The sequence below is a fragment of the Hirschia sp. genome, from assembly GCF_058892565.1.
Genome location: NZ_JBZXVU010000003.1, coordinates 1 through 20,292, shown reverse-complemented (window position 1 = coordinate 20,292; position 20,292 = coordinate 1). Strand labels below are relative to the sequence as shown.

21 protein-coding genes are annotated in these 20,292 nt (G+C 48.9%); 14 read left to right on the top strand and 7 right to left on the bottom strand.

Annotated elements, in window-relative coordinates; genetic code table 11:
• Positions 1-28 precede the first annotated feature (28 nt).
• From AC5EF3_RS00805 to AC5EF3_RS00790, 4 genes are read right to left on the bottom strand one after another with little or no spacing between them, the layout of a single operon-like run.
• Positions 29-355 carry a hypothetical protein gene (locus tag AC5EF3_RS00805; protein WP_493546663.1) on the bottom strand — a complete coding sequence of 109 codons (327 nt, stop codon included), beginning with the start codon at positions 353-355 and terminating at the stop codon, positions 29-31.
• 12 nt (positions 356-367) lie between these two features.
• Positions 368-1,012, bottom strand: a complete 645-nt coding sequence (locus tag AC5EF3_RS00800) for a hypothetical protein (protein WP_493546662.1) — start codon at positions 1,010-1,012, stop codon at positions 368-370.
• Between the two features lie 12 nt (positions 1,013-1,024).
• On the bottom strand, positions 1,025-3,274 hold the full coding sequence (locus AC5EF3_RS00795) for a xanthine dehydrogenase family protein molybdopterin-binding subunit (protein ID WP_493546661.1): 2,250 nt from the start codon (positions 3,272-3,274) through the stop codon (positions 1,025-1,027).
• 1 nt (position 3,275) lies between these two features.
• A complete protein-coding gene (locus AC5EF3_RS00790; RefSeq protein ID WP_493546660.1) occupies positions 3,276-3,737 on the bottom strand; it encodes a (2Fe-2S)-binding protein in 462 nt (153 codons plus the stop codon).
• 328 nt (positions 3,738-4,065) lie between these two features.
• Between AC5EF3_RS00790 and AC5EF3_RS00785 the strand changes: the two genes are divergently transcribed.
• Genes AC5EF3_RS00785 through AC5EF3_RS00775 form a run of 3 tightly spaced genes read left to right on the top strand, consistent with a single transcriptional unit; the run spans position 4,066 to position 5,818 of the window.
• Complete coding sequence (locus AC5EF3_RS00785) at positions 4,066-4,539, top strand: MobC domain-containing protein (RefSeq protein ID WP_493546659.1); 474 nt, start codon at positions 4,066-4,068, stop codon at positions 4,537-4,539.
• Complete coding sequence (locus AC5EF3_RS00780; protein ID WP_493546658.1) at positions 4,490-5,287, top strand: relaxase/mobilization nuclease domain-containing protein; 798 nt, start codon at positions 4,490-4,492, stop codon at positions 5,285-5,287. Before AC5EF3_RS00785 ends, AC5EF3_RS00780 begins: the two co-directional genes overlap by 50 nt.
• Positions 5,288-5,296: 9 nt before the next feature.
• A complete protein-coding gene (locus AC5EF3_RS00775) occupies positions 5,297-5,818 on the top strand; it encodes a hypothetical protein (RefSeq protein WP_493546657.1) in 522 nt (173 codons plus the stop codon).
• A gap of 77 nt (positions 5,819-5,895) precedes the next feature.
• Here the strand turns inward: AC5EF3_RS00775 and AC5EF3_RS00770 are convergent, their stop codons facing one another.
• Positions 5,896-6,231 (bottom strand): hypothetical protein, encoded by a 336-nt coding sequence (locus AC5EF3_RS00770; protein WP_493546656.1) that lies wholly within the window; start codon positions 6,229-6,231, stop codon positions 5,896-5,898.
• A gap of 211 nt (positions 6,232-6,442) precedes the next feature.
• Here AC5EF3_RS00770 and AC5EF3_RS00765 point away from each other — a divergent pair, with 211 nt between their 5' ends.
• The 5 genes from AC5EF3_RS00765 (at position 6,443) to AC5EF3_RS00745 (ending at position 9,397) form a co-directional block, all read left to right on the top strand.
• Positions 6,443-6,682 carry a FitA-like ribbon-helix-helix domain-containing protein gene (locus AC5EF3_RS00765; RefSeq protein WP_493546655.1) on the top strand — a complete coding sequence of 80 codons (240 nt, stop codon included), beginning with the start codon at positions 6,443-6,445 and terminating at the stop codon, positions 6,680-6,682.
• A gap of 19 nt (positions 6,683-6,701) precedes the next feature.
• Positions 6,702-7,121 (top strand): type II toxin-antitoxin system VapC family toxin, encoded by a 420-nt coding sequence (locus AC5EF3_RS00760; RefSeq protein ID WP_493546654.1) that lies wholly within the window; start codon positions 6,702-6,704, stop codon positions 7,119-7,121.
• A 227-nt stretch (positions 7,122-7,348) separates the two neighbouring features.
• Complete coding sequence (locus tag AC5EF3_RS00755) at positions 7,349-7,822, top strand: hypothetical protein (protein WP_493546653.1); 474 nt, start codon at positions 7,349-7,351, stop codon at positions 7,820-7,822.
• Positions 7,823-8,844: 1,022 nt separating this feature from the next.
• A complete protein-coding gene (locus tag AC5EF3_RS00750; RefSeq protein WP_493546652.1) occupies positions 8,845-9,087 on the top strand; it encodes a type II toxin-antitoxin system ParD family antitoxin in 243 nt (80 codons plus the stop codon).
• Positions 9,080-9,397, top strand: coding sequence for a type II toxin-antitoxin system RelE/ParE family toxin (locus AC5EF3_RS00745; protein WP_493546651.1), 318 nt, complete (start codon positions 9,080-9,082; stop codon positions 9,395-9,397). Before AC5EF3_RS00750 ends, AC5EF3_RS00745 begins: the two co-directional genes overlap by 8 nt.
• Here AC5EF3_RS00745 and AC5EF3_RS00740 read toward each other — a convergent pair.
• Together AC5EF3_RS00740 and AC5EF3_RS00735 are read right to left on the bottom strand one after the other, a co-directional pair.
• Positions 9,394-9,837 (bottom strand): hypothetical protein, encoded by a 444-nt coding sequence (locus AC5EF3_RS00740; protein ID WP_493546650.1) that lies wholly within the window; start codon positions 9,835-9,837, stop codon positions 9,394-9,396. The genes AC5EF3_RS00745 and AC5EF3_RS00740 overlap by 4 nt on opposite strands.
• A 2-nt stretch (positions 9,838-9,839) precedes the next feature.
• Complete coding sequence (locus tag AC5EF3_RS00735) at positions 9,840-10,352, bottom strand: antirestriction protein ArdA (RefSeq protein ID WP_493546649.1); 513 nt, start codon at positions 10,350-10,352, stop codon at positions 9,840-9,842.
• A gap of 360 nt (positions 10,353-10,712) precedes the next feature.
• Between AC5EF3_RS00735 and AC5EF3_RS00730 the strand changes: the two genes are divergently transcribed.
• The 6 genes from AC5EF3_RS00730 to AC5EF3_RS00705 form a co-directional block, all read left to right on the top strand.
• On the top strand, positions 10,713-13,553 hold the full coding sequence (locus AC5EF3_RS00730; protein ID WP_493546648.1) for an SNF2-related protein: 2,841 nt from the start codon (positions 10,713-10,715) through the stop codon (positions 13,551-13,553).
• Positions 13,550-15,205, top strand: coding sequence for a site-specific DNA-methyltransferase (locus AC5EF3_RS00725; RefSeq protein WP_493546647.1), 1,656 nt, complete (start codon positions 13,550-13,552; stop codon positions 15,203-15,205). The genes AC5EF3_RS00730 and AC5EF3_RS00725 overlap by 4 nt, the downstream gene beginning before the upstream one ends.
• The gene (locus AC5EF3_RS00720; RefSeq protein ID WP_493546646.1) at positions 15,205-17,895 is read left to right on the top strand and encodes a DEAD/DEAH box helicase family protein; all 2,691 of its coding nucleotides are present in this window, start codon (positions 15,205-15,207) and stop codon (positions 17,893-17,895) included. The genes AC5EF3_RS00725 and AC5EF3_RS00720 overlap by 1 nt, the downstream gene beginning before the upstream one ends.
• Before the next feature lie 82 nt (positions 17,896-17,977).
• A complete protein-coding gene (locus AC5EF3_RS00715; protein ID WP_493546645.1) occupies positions 17,978-18,592 on the top strand; it encodes a KwaA family protein in 615 nt (204 codons plus the stop codon).
• A complete protein-coding gene (locus AC5EF3_RS00710; RefSeq protein WP_493546644.1) occupies positions 18,579-19,496 on the top strand; it encodes a Kiwa anti-phage protein KwaB-like domain-containing protein in 918 nt (305 codons plus the stop codon). Before AC5EF3_RS00715 ends, AC5EF3_RS00710 begins: the two co-directional genes overlap by 14 nt.
• 533 nt (positions 19,497-20,029) lie before the next feature.
• Positions 20,030-20,292 (top strand): hypothetical protein (locus tag AC5EF3_RS00705; RefSeq protein WP_493546643.1); only part of this gene is annotated, 263 nt, incomplete at its 3' end.

Sequence of the window (20,292 nt, the reverse complement as noted above, 5' to 3'; positions counted from 1 at the left end):
ATGGTCTTATGCGATGAGGCTGGTGTCCCTATTTTACCGAAGAAAGCTTCTGATAGTCACCAGTCAAACGGCTGATCAACCGCGCAGAGAAATAACCCAAAGTGATTGGCATGGGTAAGATGAGCCAAATGCCGCTTAGGTTTAGAAATGAAATGGAGGCTATCCATAACCCAAGCGTTGCCAATACAAAGATCCAATAAATGCGTTCGCTTCCTTTGGGCATTCTGGTTGCCAAATACCCACCTAATGCTCCCAGTGCAGCAAAAACAAATATTCCTAACATTGTTTCTTGAAGGATAACGCTGAAAAGCAAACCTATTATTGAGCCGGTGATGAGAGGCAAATGCTTTTTCACTAGAATATCCTTTTATTCTTCTGCTTGCTTGGGAGTTTCAAGATAGGTGGAAATATCATTTGCGTTTTCAATTGGGCAGGGTGCGCCAGCGCTTTGCCATGATTTAATAAATCTAGCCACTTCACGGCTTGAGTAAGGGGCGGGTTGACGCCCCGGCCCAGGGTTCCAGCCCCAATGCACGAGTTCATCATGTTCGATATGCTTTGAAATTTCAGCTAAAGTGCGGTTACCGTTTCTTTCTGGATCTTGAATTTGTTGGCAAATATAGCTTGAGCTCTTGCCAAACCATTCCATTTCAACTGGCGGTAAAAACCAAACGTCATTCCCTGGTGGTGAATGTGGTTTGGTATCATTCCGGTGCTGATGGCATGTGGCACAGGGCGTGGTTTTTGCGCCGGTACGGTCATTCCCTGCATTGATATACATTGCATGATACATGTTGCCTCCTTTTGGGAGGTTGTATGCTTTTTCGTAAGATGGCCCTGACCATTTTGGTCTATTGTTTTCTCCAACATGACAATTGGCACAGCGTGGATGAGAGAAGACTTCGTATATTTTTGCCCAGACTTTCAAGCCGTCATTTTGCGTTTTTTCTTGGGCGAGTGCGCCGAAGCTGGAAAGCGCGGCAATCATTATAAGCGCAATGGATTTGATCATGGAGTTTGCCCTCTATATGAAGTCGATATGTTTGTTGAAGGGCATTTCGCGAATACGTTTTCCAGTCGCTGCAAAAATAGCGTTTGCTAAGGCGGGTGGTGCGACGGGCACTGTTGGCTCACCAATACCTTTGACAACCGGGCCATTTTCCAAACCCCTTACGATTATCTCAGGACATTGATGCATGCGCATGCCGGCATGCATGTGATAATTTGTTTGTTCGGCCATGCCGTCCCAATAGGTGATTTCAGCATTCATGGCGTGCCCAAGCCCCCAGACCACACCGCCCTTCACATGATTATCGAAATTTATTGGGTCTATGATTTTCCCAACATCAGCAGCAACAAAGACTTTGTCGATTTTTATGCCGTCTGTAGTGTTAGTCACTTCAACAATTTGCGCCACGGGTACGCCAAAGGATTCGACGAAAGCGACGCCCCGCCCTTGATTTGGTGCCATTGGGCTTCCCCAATTTGACATGTCGGCGACCGCTTCGAGTACTTTGCGAGATACATCATGTTTTGTCATAAATATACGAGCTTCAAGCGGATCCAAACCTGCCTCATGGATGAGCTCATCTATGAAACAGTCAGCAAAGAAACCACCTGTTGCAGCGCCAACAGATCGCCACGAGCTTGTGGGTGCTAAGACACCATCTGGCACTGCATACCCACGCATTCGATAGTTTGGAATATCATAAGTTAGATTCCACATACCTGAAGCGATTTGGGCATCTGGGCCAGGAATAGGCATTCCCATTCTTTTGCTCTGAGATCTCACGGCTGAAACGGACGCACATGACAGATCTATGGTTTCGATTTTACCGTTGGAAATTACACCCTTACCACGCGCCATTGCTATTTGGCGGGTGTAATCATGCAGCATATCTTCTTCGCGGGAATAGGTTAGTTTTACAGGCGTGCCGCGCATTTTATTTGCGATTTCGGTGGCTTGTAGAATGTTGTCAAACTCTAAACGATGGCCAAAACTTCCTCCGCAATACTGATTGTGGATGTATACATTTTCTGGTTTGTGGCCGGTAATGCTTGCGACCATTTTTTCAACAGCGGCGGGTATTTGGTGGGATACCCAAATATCGGCGCGATCATCACTGACCTCTATGAGCGCGCCAAGAGGCTCTAGTGGTGCATGTGCTGCGTAGGGTGCTTTGTATTCTGCTTGGAAGACTGTTTCTGAATTGGCTATAGACGCCTGCGTATTTCCATCGTCTCGCCAAACTTTATCTAAGCGATCGGGCGTGAAACTAGCTTCTAATTCTTTCCAATGTTCAGCTTGGTTGGGTGGATAAGGGGCAGGCCCCCATTCACATTGTACAGCGTCGGCAGCTTGGAAAGCGCGCCACGTATTATCTGCAATGATCGCCACCCCGCCTTTGATCTCAAAGATGTCGATAACGCCTCGCATATTCTTTGCTTTTTGTGCGTCAAAGCTTAGTAAAAGACCGCCTTTACGTGGATTGGTTTTAACCGTGGCGTGAACCATTGCATCTTTTTTTAGGTCTATTCCGTAATTTTGTTGGCCGGTGGATTTTGCAACAATATCCAGACGCGTCATTGGTTTTCCAATGAGCCGCCATTGCGAAGCAGGACGTAATTGAACATTCGTGACTGGTTTTATGGGAGCGGCGGAGGTGGCTAGTTCAATATATTTAAGTTGAGTGCCATCAGGGAGAATGACGTTTCCGCTTTGGGTTTTGAGTTGCGATACGGGAATGGCGGTGGTTTTCGAAGCTGCTTTTTTAAGTGTTTCACGGGCAATTGCGCCGGCTAACCTTAGCTTGTGAAAACTGTCAGATGTGGACGAGGAGCCGCCTGTTATTTGTTGTCCCATAAGTTTGAAAACTGAATTTCCAAAGTCACCGAGTTTGGTTTGCACAAAACTTGTATCTGTGGCTAGAGCTGGGAAGAGCTCTGGACCCATTGCTGTATTATAATAGGCGGGACTTGTTGCGCCAAAGCTAGTTTCGAATTGGCCAAACTCTAAATCCATCTCTTCGGCCATCAATGCTGCTTGCATGGACACTGCGCCTTGACCGATATCAGGGTGGGGGGTGATGAGCGTGATTTTATCAGGAGATATTTTGATCCAAGGATTGAAGCTGGCTTCATCTGGTTCAATGTCATCTAATAGGGGATTAGCGTGGGGTTTTTTGACCGTGTAATATCCAAATGCAATTCCGCCAGATATAGCCATCGATCCAGCCAAGAATGTACGACGCGCTATTTTGAATGCTTTGCTCATATCAAGCACCATTTAGTTTGGCTGCGGCGGTTTTGATGGCCTCACGAATTCTTGGATATGTTCCACAGCGACATAGGTTTGCGGACATCCCCTGATCAATTTGTTCATCTGTTGGGTTTGGGGTGGATTCAAGTAAGCTCACGGCAGACATGATTTGGCCAGATTGGCAGTATCCACATTGAGCGACTTGATGGTCAATCCAAGCCTGTTGCACAATGTGCATAGCATTAGGTGATCCTAAGCCTTCAATCGTTGTGATGCGGCTTCCATTGATTTGTCCGACAGGAATACTGCACGAGCGAACAGCCATCCCATCAATATGCACGGTGCAGGCACCACATTGAGCGATACCGCAACCGTATTTGGGGCCAGTAATATCTAATTCGTCCCTCAATACCCAAAGCAATGGCATGTCGGGTTCGACTTCAAATTCGAAAGGTTCGCCATTTACTGTAAGCTTCATTGCGCGTCCCTCAATATGTTTCAATTTTAATAGTTGGTCTTATTGAAGGCGTTGTGTCAACCAAATCAGAACATTCATTCTAATTTTGAGCGAGTGAAATTGTCGTTGGAGTGGTGCTCCGATACTATCTCAATAAATTGGATCATCTGTGATTAAATCTATCTTGAACTAGAAAGGGTGCCCTTATCACTAGGAGCATCAAGGTCAATAAATTAGGAGGTTAAATGGTGCCACCAGAAGTTCTGGATTTAAACACTATTTTTGACGATTTAGCCGCTATTGAAGACCAGCTCAGACCATACAAGTACGAACTTGAGGAGCTGGGGCAATGAGAAGACCTGGTGGAACCAAGACGTATGAAGTGTTTTCTGAGGCGGTTGGCCATTGCGACATAGCGGTAAGGCCGCCTCGATCAGCGACAACAAAAAAACGCAACGCTCCGTTTTCATTGAGGCTGACCGTTGAAGAGCGCTGCAAGCTGGAAGAAGAGGCAAACGGCGAGCCTTTGGGTGCGTATATCAAGTCTCGTCTTTTTGCGGGCGCAAGCTACCGATCTCGCGCTCGGCAAACGGACAGAGAAGCGCTTGGTAAAGTGCTTGGTGCTTTGGGGCAGTCGCGGATTCCTCAGAATCTGAACCAGATCGCGAAGGCCGCGAATATCGGTGCGATGCCTGTCACACCTGATTTGGTTGAAGAGCTTCACGAAACATGTGCTGAGCTAAAATCTCTTCGGCAGGATATCATGGCTGCGCTTGGCTTGCGGAGCCGCTCGCCATGGCAATACGCGGGGCGGCGGACGTGAATTAGCAATCCATCTTCTACGGACTGATGAAAACGAGCATGTGATGGTGCATGACGTCTCAGGGTTCATGGCTGATGACATTCGCGGTGCTTTTGAGGAAGTGGAAGCGTTGGCCAAAGGCACGCGCTGCCAAAAGCCGCTTTTCTCACTCAGCCTATCGCCACCAAAAGACGCCAATGCAAGCGCGAAGGATTTTGAAAAAGCAATTGCTAGAACTGAGAAGGCGTTGGGGCTTTCCGGTCAGCCGCGCGTGATAGTGTTTCACGAAAAGGGCGAGCATCGGGATAGGCATTGTCATGTGGTTTGGTCGCGTATTGATGCGACTCAAATGAAGGCCATCCCGCTGCCGTTCAATCGGCTCAAAATGCGTGATGTCAGCCGTGAGCTATTCATTGAACATGGTTGGGATGTGCCGCGCGGTCTGATCAACACACAGGAGCGCAATCCGTTGAATTATACGCTTGAGCAATATCAGCAAGCCAAGCGCTCTGGGCGGCATGCTGAGGATGTTAAAGCCGACCTTCAAGCGGCCTGGGCGACAAGTGACACGCGCGCCTCTTTCGAGCATGCGCTGCAAGATAAAGGGTTTAGGCTCGCAAGAGGTGATCGACGCGGCTTTATCGTAGTTGATCATCAGGGCGAGGTGATGAGCCTACCGCGCTGGCTTGGCGTGAAGACCAAGGCCGTTCGAGAGCGTTTAGGATCAGAAAAAGACTTGAGCGATGTGGAAACGGTTCAAACGCAATAAGCCCGTGACATGGCGAGCAAGATGGATGGTTTTGCCGATGAATTGAAAGCTCAAAACAGTGTCCGATTGGCAGAGCGCAACGCAAAAAAACAAGCGCTCGTTGAGCGGCAACGTGATCAACGCGCCGTGCTTTTGAAGCGGATTGAGGAGCGAAGTATTGACGAAGCGCTTGCTCGGCAAGCCAGATTCCCAAGTGGTTTGCTCAAGCGGGCGTGGTCTTGGTTGAATGGAGAGACTGCGCGGATCAAGCGAGAAAATGAGGCTGAGGCTATTGAGGCTAAAGCCCGCGACGATGCGGAGAAAGAGGCCCTGATTGAGTGGCAGTGGGAACAAAGACAGTTCTTCATTCAGCGTGAGGCGCAGAAGCGTGAAAAGCTGGTGCAACAACATCGGGGTGTATCAACCGAACGCGCCGAATTTGAGAGACGCGCAGACCCCGCACAGGATACAGAACTTGAAGCGTTCAAGCGGAGTCGCCGACGAGATAGCATCGCCGTCCATCGTTCTCGAATTGATCGTTCAGAGCCTTAGTTACTGCTGACGATGGTCTTGCACCATCTCAAGGCGCTGCGGCTCTGAAATTGAAAGCTAGAGTACGAACAACAGTGCTAATCTTGCGCTCGATGCGGTGGCTTGGGCAAACAATTTTCTAGAAGCCAACTACCCGCAAATACAACATCCAAAGTGCTGATGCCATCACCGTTCGTACGAGCCACTATGTAAGCAGAGTCGCTAAGCACCCGCGTACTAACGGGGCAGCCAGCTTCCTCAAGACTTTCAATGACAGCTTGGAGAGTGAACGAATTGACCGCCGACCCATGAATGATTTCAACGGGTTTGCCTTCTAGCGTTGACGTTTTAGGCTCCATAGTGAGCGCTTCCTGGGCAGCTGCTGCTTGGATACTCAAAAATTTAGCCAGCACGCAAAGTGCAAATATCTTCATCGAAAAAAGCCCACCAAAACACCTTTGTTCTAAAACCTCTAAGACAAACCACCACGACAACACTGCGTAGAAAATTGAACGGTTCCTAATTCCCCTACAAAACGCCTGTTCTTGCAACGTTATCCCGAAGACGGGCAAGTATCATAGCGATTGCATTGCAATCATTGCTGTCATAATGATATAATTATCCAAGTCAACAAGGAGATCAATGATGGCGACACTGACCATTCGAAACATTGACGATGCAATCAAAGACCGCTTGCGGGTCCGCGCTGCCATGCGCGGCCACTCGATGGAAGAGGAAGTGCGTTCGATCCTGCGTAAAGCAGTGGGCGGAGTAACGGGAAGCGTTTTGTGGGAACGTTCACGCGTATTGTTTGACGGCGAAGATGGTGTGGATCTGCCGTTGGCGGAGCGTGGTGGAGACCGATCCGCTCCTAACTTTGATTAGAGTTGGATAGCGCGGGTCTATGATACTTCTGGACACCAATATCATTTCAGAATTGATGCGGCCTGCTCCAGCTGAGACGGTTGCGCAGTGGATGTCTCGCTTGGGTGATGAGCCACTGGCGACAACTGCGATAACAGTCTCCGAGATTGCTTATGGTTTGGATCGGCTGGCTGATGGTCAGCGCAAGCAGACTCTATGGCAGCGCTTTCAGGAATTCATCGCACCCGAAGGCGGTTTACCCATCTTGCCATTTGATGAAGATGCTGCCCTCGTCGGCGGTCAGTATCGTGCGCTGAGAGAATGCCAAGGCGTTCATGCGCACCCATCGGATATGATGATTGCGGGGATCGCAGGCTCGGTTGGCGCACAATTGGCGACACGCAATGTGAAGGATTTTTCCGGCCTTCCTATCTCTCTCATCAATCCTTGGGACGGGTAAGAAAAACTAACGTCATAAATGAGTTTTAATTGCGCATTGCAATCGGCAAGTGTTGTACAACAACAATCATTTACTTGATAGTTTTGGGGTGAGTTTTTATGATTAAGAATTATGATTTTAACCTTCACCAAATAGCGAAATATATTTTCTAGTCAATTGTGGCTTTGATATCCCCCCTATTGCTTGTAGCATCCGCATTTGGATTGGGAGCCATCGTAGCGGCCGTCTTGATTATTCTTACTTATCTTCTTTCTTTTGTGTTTATTCTAATTTACATGGCCTGGTTCGGGGTTGTGGATTGGTACATTAAATCAGTTCATAATATTTATGATCACTTCAATATTTCAGTACCATATATAAGCGATGTAAATGTGCAGATATTGGTCATCGGATTTGTGCTGTGCGCTCTTTCAATACTTAGTCTATTGGCTTTGTTTGGGGTGTTGATGATTGTTCGTTTAGTTTGGGATAAGTTGGTGAGTTGGGAGGGTGCGAGAAACGTTAACTTGAGTGGTGAGAGTTTTGTCTTCAGAATGTTTGGTTTTGCGTTATCGCTGATAGGTTTTTTTTTGCTATTTATTGTGCCGATCATAATTGCAGCTTACCCAGTTGCTTTGGGATCAAGTTGGGTGCGTGCAGCGCATTGCGAGATGCTCGAAAACACCCCTAATGGTTACTCAGCCTTTGGCTGCTCCGATTGATTTTGATCGCAAAAGAAATCATGTGCAGCGCTCCAATTCACCGCGGCTTTGGAGCCGTCCGATGACCATTCGCTAAAACGTTCCATGACTGCGCATTGAGTAACATTTTCGTTAAACCTATCGGCAAGAGTGAGAAGTGCGATTCCCCCAAATACGGCATGTCTTTTTTTTATTTTCATAACCTTACCCTTTTTGTTTTTAGAATGTTAAATGATAATGATTATTAATCGCATATTGTTGCCGGCGTTTTCAATGGGAAATAATTCCTATATTATTGGATGAAAATACGGCTTCGCATGCGAACAAAACTAAAAATCAAACAAATCCATTTGCTGGGTTAGCAGCTCATCCAAATAGATGAGGTGTCCGAAATTGTTGGCGATGTGATTATGCTTGAGGCTCAGGGCGGTGTGAACATCACCGCACGTAGTAACCTCGCCCTGTTCTGGTGATTTCCAATCGCTTGAGCCTAGCTCTCGGACGCATTCTCTGTAGCGGCTGATGTCTCGCCGCAGGTCGGCTTCAAACTTTGCGCGCAAAGATCGTAGCTTCTCAGATCGCTTTGGTTCTGGGAGCGCATCGGCAGCCTTGATGTCCTCTCTGGCGTAACCCTGATAAGGGTTTTAAGCTGGCTCGCGGGAGTAGACGTGGTTTTGTTGTGGTCGATCATGCGGGTGAGGTGATGAAGCCGAAAAGGGAGCTCTGATCCGGCGTCAGCCAGAGAAGCGGCAGTTCTTCCAACAGCGTGAGGCGCAGAAGCGTGAAAGGCTGGTGGTGCGAGATAGAGAAATCTCGACCGAACGAGCCGAATTCGAAAGGCGAGCAGAGCCGAATCGCGAGGAGCAAAAAGAGGCCTTCAAACAACGCCGCCGCGGGCCAGCAGAGCGCCGTTTTACAGCTGACCGAAGCCCGTCTCGTGATGGATAGGCAGGGGGGGGCGTTGTGGTGGCATGCTTGATATAGAGAAGAAGAATTGGCAATTTTTGTCAATTTATGCCATAATGAGGGAAAGGAGAATCGCCATGGCCACCATGAATGTATCATTGCCCGACCAGATGAAGGACTGGGTTGAGAATCAAGCTCAATCAGGCCGTTATTCCAATTCCAGCGATTATGTGCGCGATTTGATCCGCAAAGATCAAGAGCGAGCGTTAAAAATTGCGAGTATGCAAAAGCTGATCGATGAAGGGCTAGCGAGCGGGCCAGCCGAGAATTTTAACGTTGATGGTTTTCTGTCTGAAATGCGTGGGACGCATAGTGGATAAGGTCACTGGATTCAAACTCAGACCTACTGCCAAACAAGACCTTGCTCATATCTGGCGTGGCACCGTTGAAACATGGTCGATCGGTCAGGCTGATCGATATGTTCGAGAACTCAACGATGCGTTCGGGTTGTTGGTCGAGCAACCTAAAATGGCGCGTGAGCGTCCCGAACTCTCTCCTCCGCTGCGCGTTCTGAGATCGGGCTCGCATATGATCTTGTATCAGATTGTAGGCGATCATATCGACATCGTTCGTATCCGTCATGTACGCGAAGACTGGCTAAGTGATCCTCTAGGAGAAGAGAAAGGCTAGAAATCAAACAAATCCATTTGTTTGGAAAGTAATTTATCCAACGTGATCAGATGTGCGAAGTTGTTGACCATGTGATTGTGCTTGAGGCTCAAAGCCGTGTGAATTTCACCACAAGAGGTTACTTGGCCGTTTGTGGGCTGATCCCATTCCGTCTTTCGCAACTCTCGGGCACATTCCCGATAGCGGCTGATATCTCGCTGTAGATCGGCTTCGAATTTTTCACGCAAGGATCGTAGCTTCTGAGATCGCCTTGGCTCTGGGAGCGCATCGGCAGCCTTGATGTCCTCTTTGGCGTAACCCTGATATTCGCTCAAGCGGGTGGCTTCTAAGATCTCCTTAGGACGCTTGGGGCGTCCTCCTAAAAAATAATACCAAGGGTGGCCTGGGTTGTAGCCTTCATGCTCGTAAGGTTCTGAAGTCGTGAAAAGCTGATTTGTCATCTCTAAGCCCTCCAGAATATGTGGACGGCTTCAAAGCCTGTTTCGATAGTCAAAATGTCATTGATTTCCCAATCACGAGCCATTGCACCCCAGTCGATGTAGTATTGAAGGCTTTCTGGGATGTCTGTGCCTTGCTCGGTCATGTCCTGAACGAAATCGGCAGTGGAGCGATATTCTCCTGCGTATTGGTCGCTGATGGCGTTCTGAGCGTCTTGCAGGCTCCCAAAATACTCGACCAGCTTGCCTCCTAGCTTGCCATGCTCTGCGATGAATGCGGCGATCACTCGCTCGAAACTCTCCCATTCGCTGATGGAAACGCCCTCAAAACCTTCATAATCATGGATTGCCCATTCTTCTGCATCGTTTTCGGGGGAAGCCTTGAGCATTTCTGTGACTGCATCCCAGATCGCCCATGCATCTAGGTTAGCATCAATCCAGCGTCCGTGGAGAATGCCATTGTTGTAGGCTGCCGAGCACGCGACATATATGCGGATTTTACTCATTTGTTTGGTCATTTTACTGTCCCTTCCTTTGGGTATGGGTTGCACATGCAACTCTGCCTCGTGGCAAACAGCGGGTGTCCAAGCGGAGGGAAAAATCGACGGCGGGCGCAGGGGCATAGCCCTGAGCCTCGGGAGACCGTCTATTTTTTACGAAGTGCGGTGAGGGCAGCGCCCTAAGCCTTCACGCAAGGGATGGAAGCCGAATGGTCAAGACCGCCCTGGCTGGCTTGGTTCACGAGAGCCCGGTCGGCTTAGCCGATGCGAAATATAGAGACGAAAAAACAGAATTCGTGGAAAAATCAATGTTTTCCTTCTTTTCGAGCAACGAAACTGGCTATAGTTGAACAACTTTAGATAAATATTAGTGATTCGATGAATTATACGCAGTTCCATAGCAAATACCTTGCAAACAGAATTACGCTTTCTGGTCTTGGAGATGAGGCTTTTGCAAAGTCGCTTTCAACTGCTCGTGTTGATATGAACCCGCATCAGGTAGATGCGGCGCTCTTTGCTCTTCAATCCCCCCTCTCGAAGGGCGTTATTCTCGGCGATGAGGTCGGCCTCGGTAAAACGATTGAAGCGAGCTTGGTGATTGCTCAGAAATGGGCAGAACGAAAACGACGCGTGCTGTTGATCGTCCCTGCATCGCTCAGAAAGCAATGGGCGCAAGAGCTACGTGAAAAGTTCTCGCTCGATAGCGTTATTCTTGATTCCAAAACCTATAAGGACGCACAAAAATCTGGTGCACGCCGTCCATTCGAAGCAGACAATGCCGTTGTGATCGCGTCATACGAATTTGTTGCCCGCAAGGCTGATGATGTGGCGGTTATCACTTGGGACTTGGTGATCTTTGACGAAGCGCACAGGCTTCGTAACGTTTACAAAAAGAATGCTTCCAAGCGCGCGAAGACGCTGAAAGAAGCCCTCAAGAATCCGTTCAAAATTCTGCTGACAGCAACGCCGATGCAGAACTCCTTGATGGAACTGTATGGCCTCGTTTCCGTGATTGACGATCACCACTTTGGCGATGAAAACTCATTCCGTACCATGTATGCGGGCGCACGTTCTTCTCCCGTAAGCTTGGTCATGCTCAAGAGCCGCTTAGCGCCAGTGTGCCAGCGGACGCTCCGGCGACAAGTGGTCGAAGCAGGACACATCAATTATACAAAGCGCCTGCCACGCACCTTCGACTTTGAGCCTGGAAATGAGGAAGTTCGGCTCTATGAAGGCGTGTCGGCCTTCCTTCAGCGCAAAGACACAATCGCTTTTGGTGACAAAGCCAATCACCTCGTCACCCTTGTCGCTCGGAAAATTTTGGGTTCTTCGACCTTCGCCATCTCCAAATTCCTTCAAGGCGTCATTGATCGGCTCGAAGAGAAAAAACGACTTGATGAGTCCATTCTCGAAGACATCGACACCTTTGACGAGATTTCTGAGGAGTTGTCAGACGACGACACTGATGTCGATATTGAAGCGCCTGCTGACCCTGCCAAACTCGCGGCTGAGATCGCCGAACTGAAAGCCTACAAAGAACTCGCACTTTCCATCGGCTCAAACGCGAAGGGCGAGAAGCTGGTTGAGAAGCTCCCCGAAATTCTGGGCGAAATCGTCAAACTCGGTGGTCGCGAAAAAGCGGTCATTTTCACGGAGTCTGTGCGCACTCAGAAATACCTCGCCGAGGTTTTGGGCGCAAACGGTTATGATGGCCGAGTTGTACTTCTTAATGGCCAGAACAATGATGCCGAAAGCAAAGCACTCTATGCGGACTGGATGAAGCGTCATGCCGGAACGGACGCGATTTCCGGCTCGAAGAGCGCCGATTTGAAGGCCGCAATCGTTGAGGCCTTCAAAAGTGATGACAAAACAATCCTCATTGCAACGGAATCTGGCGCGGAAGGTATCAACCTTCAGTTCTGCTCATTACTCGTGAACTTCGATCTCCCGTGGAACCCGCAACGCGTGGAACAACGTATTGGTCGCTGTCACCGATATGGCCAAAAGATCGACGTCATGGTCGTCAATCTTTTGAACCGGAAAAACCAGGCCGAGCGCCGCGTCTATGAATTGCTCGACAAGAAATTCAAACTCTTCGAAGGCGTGTTTGGCGCGAGTGATGAAGTCTTAGGAGTCATCGAACGCGGCGTCGATTTTGAACGCAAAGTCCTCGACATCATCCAAGAAGCGCGCAGCGATGAAGAAGTTCAGCACGCGTTCGATGAGCTTCAGGAAGAAATGGAAGATACCATCAAGGCTGACATGCTCGATGCGCGTACCAAGCTCATGGAGAACATGGACCAGGACGTCGTTAGCAAGCTAAAAACCCGCAAGGGCACGATTGAAACCACGATGAATGAGTTTGAACGCCGTCTGGCGCTCATCGCCCGTGCTGAGCTGCCCGACGCTGAATTTCATGGAAATGATAGCCCACGCTTTGATTATCAGGGAAAGACTTACACGACTGAATGGCCGCTCGCCGATGAAAACGGTTGGCAATTTTTCCGCCTGGCGGATGGAAACCTCGCACAGGAAGTCGTCGATCAAGCGAAAGCGCGCGAACTGGATACCAAACTCGTCCGCTTTGATCACAGCGCCTATCCCAATCAATTGATGGATGTAGCGGCATTGGTTGGAAAAAGCGGTTGGATGAAGGTCTCAAAGATCACTGTCAGCACGCCGCAATCTGATCGAGAAGAGCTGATCGCGGCCTGCATAGCCGATGATGGAACAGAGATTCATCCTGAAACGGTGGATCGCATGTTCTACGTTCCTGCCCAATCGGAAGAAGCCTACAGCGCAGAAGCATTACCGGAAGCACTTGGTGAACTTGAGGCAACACTGAAGACCAACATCATTTCTGGCGTTCAGGAACAGAACGCCATCTGGCTCGACGCCGAGACCGACAAGCTCGACGCCTACGCCGATGATCTTGAGAAAGCTGCCGAAGCCGAAATCAAAGAACTCGACGATGAAATTAAGGCCGCACGCAAACTGCTTCGCAGTAACACTGCTCTGCCGATGGATGAGAAGCTGAAAGAGAAGCGCCGCATCAAGCGCCTGGAAGACAAAAGAGACGATATGAAACTCGAAACATTCGAACGTCGCAAGAATATCCGAAAAGAAGTCAACAACATGCTGGATGACATCGCCAACAGCCTTGAAGCGGAGCCTGTCATCACGCCCGTCCTCACCATTCGCTGGGAGGTGGCGGCATGAGCAAGAAAAAGCAGAAGCTGGAACTCACGTGGATCGGCAAAGATGAGCTTCCGAAGCTTGAACCGCGCATTCTGATCGAAGATCGAGAAAAATCTCACCTAGCTCAAGAAAAGCGTGATGGAGATATTTTTGAAAATCTCCTGATCCGTGGAGACAACCTGCTTGCGCTTAAAGCTCTCGAACAAGACTACGCCGGTAAAGTTAAATGCATATTTATTGACCCTCCATTCAACACGGGACAAGCGTTTACACATTACGATGACGGATTAGAGCATTCGATTTGGCTCTCCATGATGAAAGTCCGTCTAGAAATTCTTCACAACCTGCTTGCTTTAGACGGCTCAATTTGGATTGTGATTGACAGCAACGAAAGCGCCTACCTCAAGATCATTTGTGACGAAATTTTTGGTAGAAATTGTTTCGTGGAAACAATCGCTTGGCGGAACTCAGACAGCAGCAACAACAATGCGAAACGAGTTTCATTGGATCACAATGACATCATTGTTTTTTCAAAGTCGCCTGAATGGGAGCCGAACTTTTTGGACGATCCCTCCAGAAGAACTCATTTCAAAAACCCCGATGACGATCCGAGAGGTCCATGGTTCGACGGCAATAACATGCAGAATCCTGCATTGCGCCCCAACCTTCAGTACAACGTCACGGGACCAAATGGCGATATTATCCCTCACCCACCAAATGGTTGGCGATGGTCCAGAGAAACACTAGAAGCTAAGATGGAAACCGGCGAAATCCGATTCACGCCCGATGGGAAGGGTTTGCGGCGAAGAACTTACTTAGCCGACATGAAAGGTTTGCCCCCATCTTCACTTTGGATTGATTTGGAAAGAACCGGTCACAATCGTCAAGCAAAATACGAATTGAAGGGGCTCTTCCCAGGAACTCCAGTTACCAGTTTGTTCTCGACACCAAAACCCGAACGATTAATCCGCTATGTTATGGAACTTGCCAGCAATCCAGGTGATCTAGTCTTAGATTCATTTGCCGGTTCTGGAACAACTGCTGCCGTTGCACATAAAATGAAGCGCCGCTGGATCACTGTCGAACTTGGGGATCACTGTGACACGCATTGCCTTCCTCGCCTTCAAAAAGTAGTCGATGGTAAAGACCCGGGCGGCGTGACAGATGCGTTAGATTGGAAAGGTGGCGGCGGCTTCCGCTATTATCACCTTGCGCCGTCACTTCTCGAAAAAGACAAATACGGCAATTGGGTCATCTCGAAAGAATATAATGCCTCAATGCTCGCTGAAGCCATGTGCAAGAACCTTGGCTTCACCTATGCCCCTTCGCAGGATGAACAGGAATACTGGCGACACGGTCATTCGACCGAGACCGACTTTATCTTCGTCACCACGACATCGATGACGCATGCTGCGCTGAAAAAGCTATCCGAGGATGTCGGGCCTGATCGCACACTTCTGGTGTGCTGTAAGGCGTTCAACGCGGATGCCGACGCATTCGACAACCTGACGATCAAGAAAATCCCGCATGCTGTTCTGAGCAAGTGCGAATGGGGCAAGGATGATTACAGCCTGAATGTAGCGAATCTGCCCATGGCGAAAACGGATAAGGAGATTGAAGAGGAGCGCATGCGAGATGAGCTGCCCCTATTCGGACTGGGGGAGGAAGAATAATGGCGAACGATCCACGCATTGTGAGGCAAATCACACAACGGCTTTCCTTGCGCGCACCGCAGGAGCACTCGCTTGAAATTCTTGCTGAAGTTGTCAACGAGATTGAGCTGGGAAAAGACGTCGATCTCCAAGACGCTCTGAGCCGCATTCAGGCAAGTTACCCGACGGTCACGGACTTCGAGCGGGATTTTCCGTCTTTATGTTTTGCGCTTGCCACAGGCGTCGGAAAAACGCGCCTGATGGGAGCGTTCGTATCGTTTCTGTATCTTACAGAGCGTTCCAAAAACTTCTTTGTGCTCGCGCCGAACACAACAATCTACGACAAGCTCATTCAGGATTTTACGCCTGGCACCTCGAAATACGTCTTCAAGGGCATCGCCGAATTCGCGCTCAATCCGCCAATCCTAGTGACAGGTGAGAACTGGGACAATGGTCGCGGCGTTCAGGGAACTGATCTGTTCGACAATGTGAGGATAAACATCTTCAATGTGGACAAGATCAATAAGGACAAAGGCCGCATTAAGAAGCTTCAGGAGTATATTGGGGAATCTTACTTCGACTATCTGGCAGGTTTGCCAGATCTCGTGCTGCTGATGGATGAAGCCCACCGCTACCGCGCAAAAGCAGGCATGAAAGCTGTTGCCGAACTTAAGCCGATTCTCGGCCTTGAATTGACAGCTACACCTAAAACAGTGGGCGCGCGATCCAACGATTTTAAGAACGTCATTTTTGACTATGGCCTCGGCAATGCGATGGCGGATGGTTTTGTCAAAGAGCCTGCCGTGGCAACGCGGGCGAACTTCAGGCCGGATTCCGTGACGCCTGAACAGTTAGAGCAAATCAAACTCGAAGACGGCATTCACTATCATGAGTACGTCAAGGTCGAACTCGACATCTACGCACGAGATACCGGCCAGAAAAAAGTCCATCCCTTTATGCTGGTTGTCGCGCAGGATACCGAGCACGCAAAATCGCTTCGCGAACGTATCGAGAGCGATGCCTTCTTTGGTGGCCGCTATAAAGGGCGCGTGGCTGAAGTCCACTCTGCTCTCAAGGGTGATGAAAACGACGAGGCCATGGCGCGCTTAGTGGCGCTCGAGACTGACGGCCAGACTGACGTCGTAATCCACGTCAACAAACTGAAAGAAGGCTGGGACGTCACCAACCTCTACACGATTGTCCCCCTGCGCGCGTCGGCGTCTGACATTCTGACAGAACAAACGCTCGGACGCGGGTTGCGTTTGCCCTACGGCAAAAGAACCGGAGTAGAAGCGGTCGATACGCTGACAGTTATCGCGCATGATCGTTTCGATGATGTAATCCGCAAAGCTCGCGAAGACGACTCTCCGTTCAAGATCAAAAAGGTCACAATCGGTGACGGCTCTGACGTGTCAGATAAGGGCGCGAGTGTGCTTGAATCCCCCTCAACACTCGACACGCTTTTGACAGGCGCGAAGGCTGGCATTGAAGGCACAACCGAGAAAGAGGCGGAAACTGCGCCGCCTCTTTTCACTACTCCTGCAGAACAGCGGGCGGCTCAAACTGCGATTGAGCTGATCCGGTACCAATATGAGAGAAAGCTGAAACGCGGCTTTCAGGAACTCGGTTCGCCTGAGATTAAGGGTGAACTTGCGAAAGCCGTTCGTGAGACGATCAAGCCCGCCCAGGGCGAGCTTGAAGGCATTGGCGAAGAAGCTGATGTCGAAAAAATCGTCGAAATAGTAACATCAAAAATTATCGAGCTGACGATTGAAATACCGGAAATCGTTGTGATCCCCACACGTGAAGTGACGTTTGGTTTCAACGATTTTAACCTGACTGGATTGAAAACGATTTCCAAGCAGCCGATATCTGACGAAATCCTCATTACAAACATGCGGACCGATGCGCGCTCTTTCCTTGCGAGGGCTATCGAGGGCGCATCTGAGGAAATGCTTGAGAACTATATCGTTCGGCACCTGATCGAATTCGATCAAGTCGATTACGACAGCCAGTCTGATCTTCTATACAAGCTGGCAGGGCAGATGGTCGCTCACGTCAAATCCTACCTGTCAGTTCCTGAGGATGTAGAGAATGTCTGCCTTGTTCACGGCAAAGAGCTGGCACGGTTCATTTTTGAACAGATGAAGGAGAATTACTGGGAAACGCCGACGGACTACCGCGCACAGATTTCACGCGGATTTCAGGTTCTCAGACCCCAGAATTTCAACGTGTCCGATCGAAGTCGCGTCAAGCCTTTCACGAGCGCGGTCACTCCGCTTTCCGACACCAAGAAACATGTCTTCACTGGTTTCAAAAAGTGCTGCTACCCGTTCCAGAAATTCGATTCAGATGATGAGCGGAGGTTCGCGGTTCTGATCGACTCCGATCATGAGCCAAGCGTTATTCGCTGGATGAAGCCAGGGGCCAAACAATTCCAGATCGAGTATCTATCTGGCAAAGGATATGAGCCTGACTTTGTAGTCGAAACCGACAAAGAAAAACTGATTGTCGAAGTGAAAGCCCGTAAAGACATGACTGACGAAATCGTTCTGGCTAAGGCTCGCGCTGCGTACGAATGGGTGAAACATGCAAATGATCATGCCAAGGGAAATGGCGGAAAGCTATGGCGATATGCGCTCGTACCAGACGACGAAATCAGAGAGAACTCGACACTGGTAGGGCTAATAGCTGCGTATGGGAGAGTGTGATTACTAAAGTTTTCCCAGCCCATGTTTCTGAGAGACGAATTTTCTTGGCGTGTATGCCCGTAACCTATGCTACTTTAGATATATGCGACCTCGTTTTATCATATCTTTGATGGTCTTTCTGGCTTCGTATTTGCCACTAAGTGCCATTCTGCTTATTCAGGACTTTCGATTTGAACTGATTGGAAAGCCATTGTGCAATCCGCTTTCGAGCGGAACACATTGCGAGTTTCCATTCTCCAACGGTGTTTTTTCGATCTCCATATTCTTAGTGTGCCTTACGTGTTTGGGAGTTTCACTTACAACCATACAGTCTATTAAAGCGAAACGTTCAATAAACGTTGTCTCAGCCAAACACTCCCCCGCGGAACTCATCAACTATTCCATTCCTTACGTCGTTACATTCATGAGCATCGGCTATGACGACACAGGTAAATTCATTGGATTGATCATATTTCTCGTATGGATGTTTTGGCTCAGCCACATGTCAGGACAAATCATTCTCAACCCCGTGTTGATCGCCTTTGGATGGCGTTTTTACGAAATAACGTATCATCATATTGGAAGTCAGATTCCGCAGACTGGATTTGCATTAGCGCGCGCTGAAATCCACGCGAAGGAACAATGGAAGCACGCACAAATCAGGGACATTCTTGTGCTTAAAAAGACAAATGATGCGAGGGGAAATGCCAGCACTTGAAGACTTGAAAAACGTAAATTTTGATGAAGCTGAAATCACGCTTTGGGTGTTTAAAAAACCTAGTGCGCAGGAAGGTAGCGTTCGCTTTTCTGGCGCATGGGTCGAGACACACGAAGGCGTAGATGCAGCTTTGCGTGAGGTGCTAACAATTCAACGCGCACGCATTGAAGAAGTTGAACCGTATGGCCTCCTCGCACAGAATAACGAAGGCAGTGCGTTGTCCATTCCCTTGATTGAAACCCATGCAGGATTAGCCATTGGAGTCGCTGCCGAGCACTCCGATACGAAAAGAGCTAAGTCGATCAAAAAGCTTCGACCCGCAGAGTTCTATGTCATTAAGATTGTCTTCAACGGACAAATTTTTTTCGCGTTCAGAAAAGCTGATAAAAGTTGGAAGACGAAAAAGTCGGTTAGCTTTCATTTCTCCGATGAGACTTTGAAGATCGACCCATCGCCCAGCTTAGACTTGTCTCCTTTGATTGATTTCTTCGTAGTCGGCGACGAAATTTTGATCCTGAACAAGGCAAATTTTGAATCAGTTCTCATGTACCGCGAAGCGCATGAAAACGCGTTTGAAGAACTAAAGGCCGAGGCAGAGTTCACCGGTATTTTCGCTTCTATAGATCATATAGACACCTATGTCGGCTCCAACAAAATTCAACTGAGACGAGCTAATGCCATTCAGCAAAAAGGCCACTATAAGGATGCGGACTTTATGGAGCGTTTGCGAGCGAGACATGCTGACTTCAACTTAATCATAAATTTCGATGACAACGGACGGATCATTCCATGTGGAGAAACTTGTCGAGACATTTTTCAAGCACTGCTGGATCATAGGTTGTCGTCGGCTTTTTCGGAAAGCATATATGACGTTCCAAACGCGACAAAAGTAGATGGAACCTAGAATAAGTGTGTAAACATGAATTCATGCCGTTTTCATGAAGCGGTTATGGGGTGCAGGGGAGAACGAAGTCTCCCTTGCGAGTAGTGGAACGGCGATACGTTCTATTGGTTCGGCGATGGCGTCGGCTTGGAATGGAGTTGGAGAGGAATTGGATCGCAAAGGGAATGAGCGGACGATGCTTGAGCGGAGCCAAGGCCTGGAGGGTCCACGGGAGGCGCGCAGCGGGCCTCCCTGGCAAGGTTGCTGGTATTACCAGCATACACCTTGCGCATCGCACAATTGCCAACCACCTGCATTGTACTACCCAATTTATTCACAAATACCGCCGCACTCACTGAACTAAAACTGCGCTTGCGCATATGCTTAATCCAATATTTCTCGCTTGCTCTGAACCTCCTAATCCAAACTACATTTACCGCATCGACCTAACCATATAATTCGATTTCGTGCCAACCCGACCTTGTACATTCTTTTGAACTTAACCCACCATTTTTCTCTATCACTCGCCACCAATCGATCCTTATACTGAACGCATGATCGACCAAATCAAAATTGAACTTAAACGCACCAATCTGACACTGCGTGAACTTGGCCACTATATCGCTCGTCACTCAAATCGTGATATCGATCCTCAAATTCCGCGTTTCTTAATCGCTGGCCATAGCCTTGAACAATTACGTGATCAGCTTAGTCCAATTCTTGAAGCACTGCGCGTTATACCTGATTCAGACCCAAGCACTATTTCGACAACACACTCCAAAACCCGTAAACGCATTGCGCTTACACCCGAAATGCG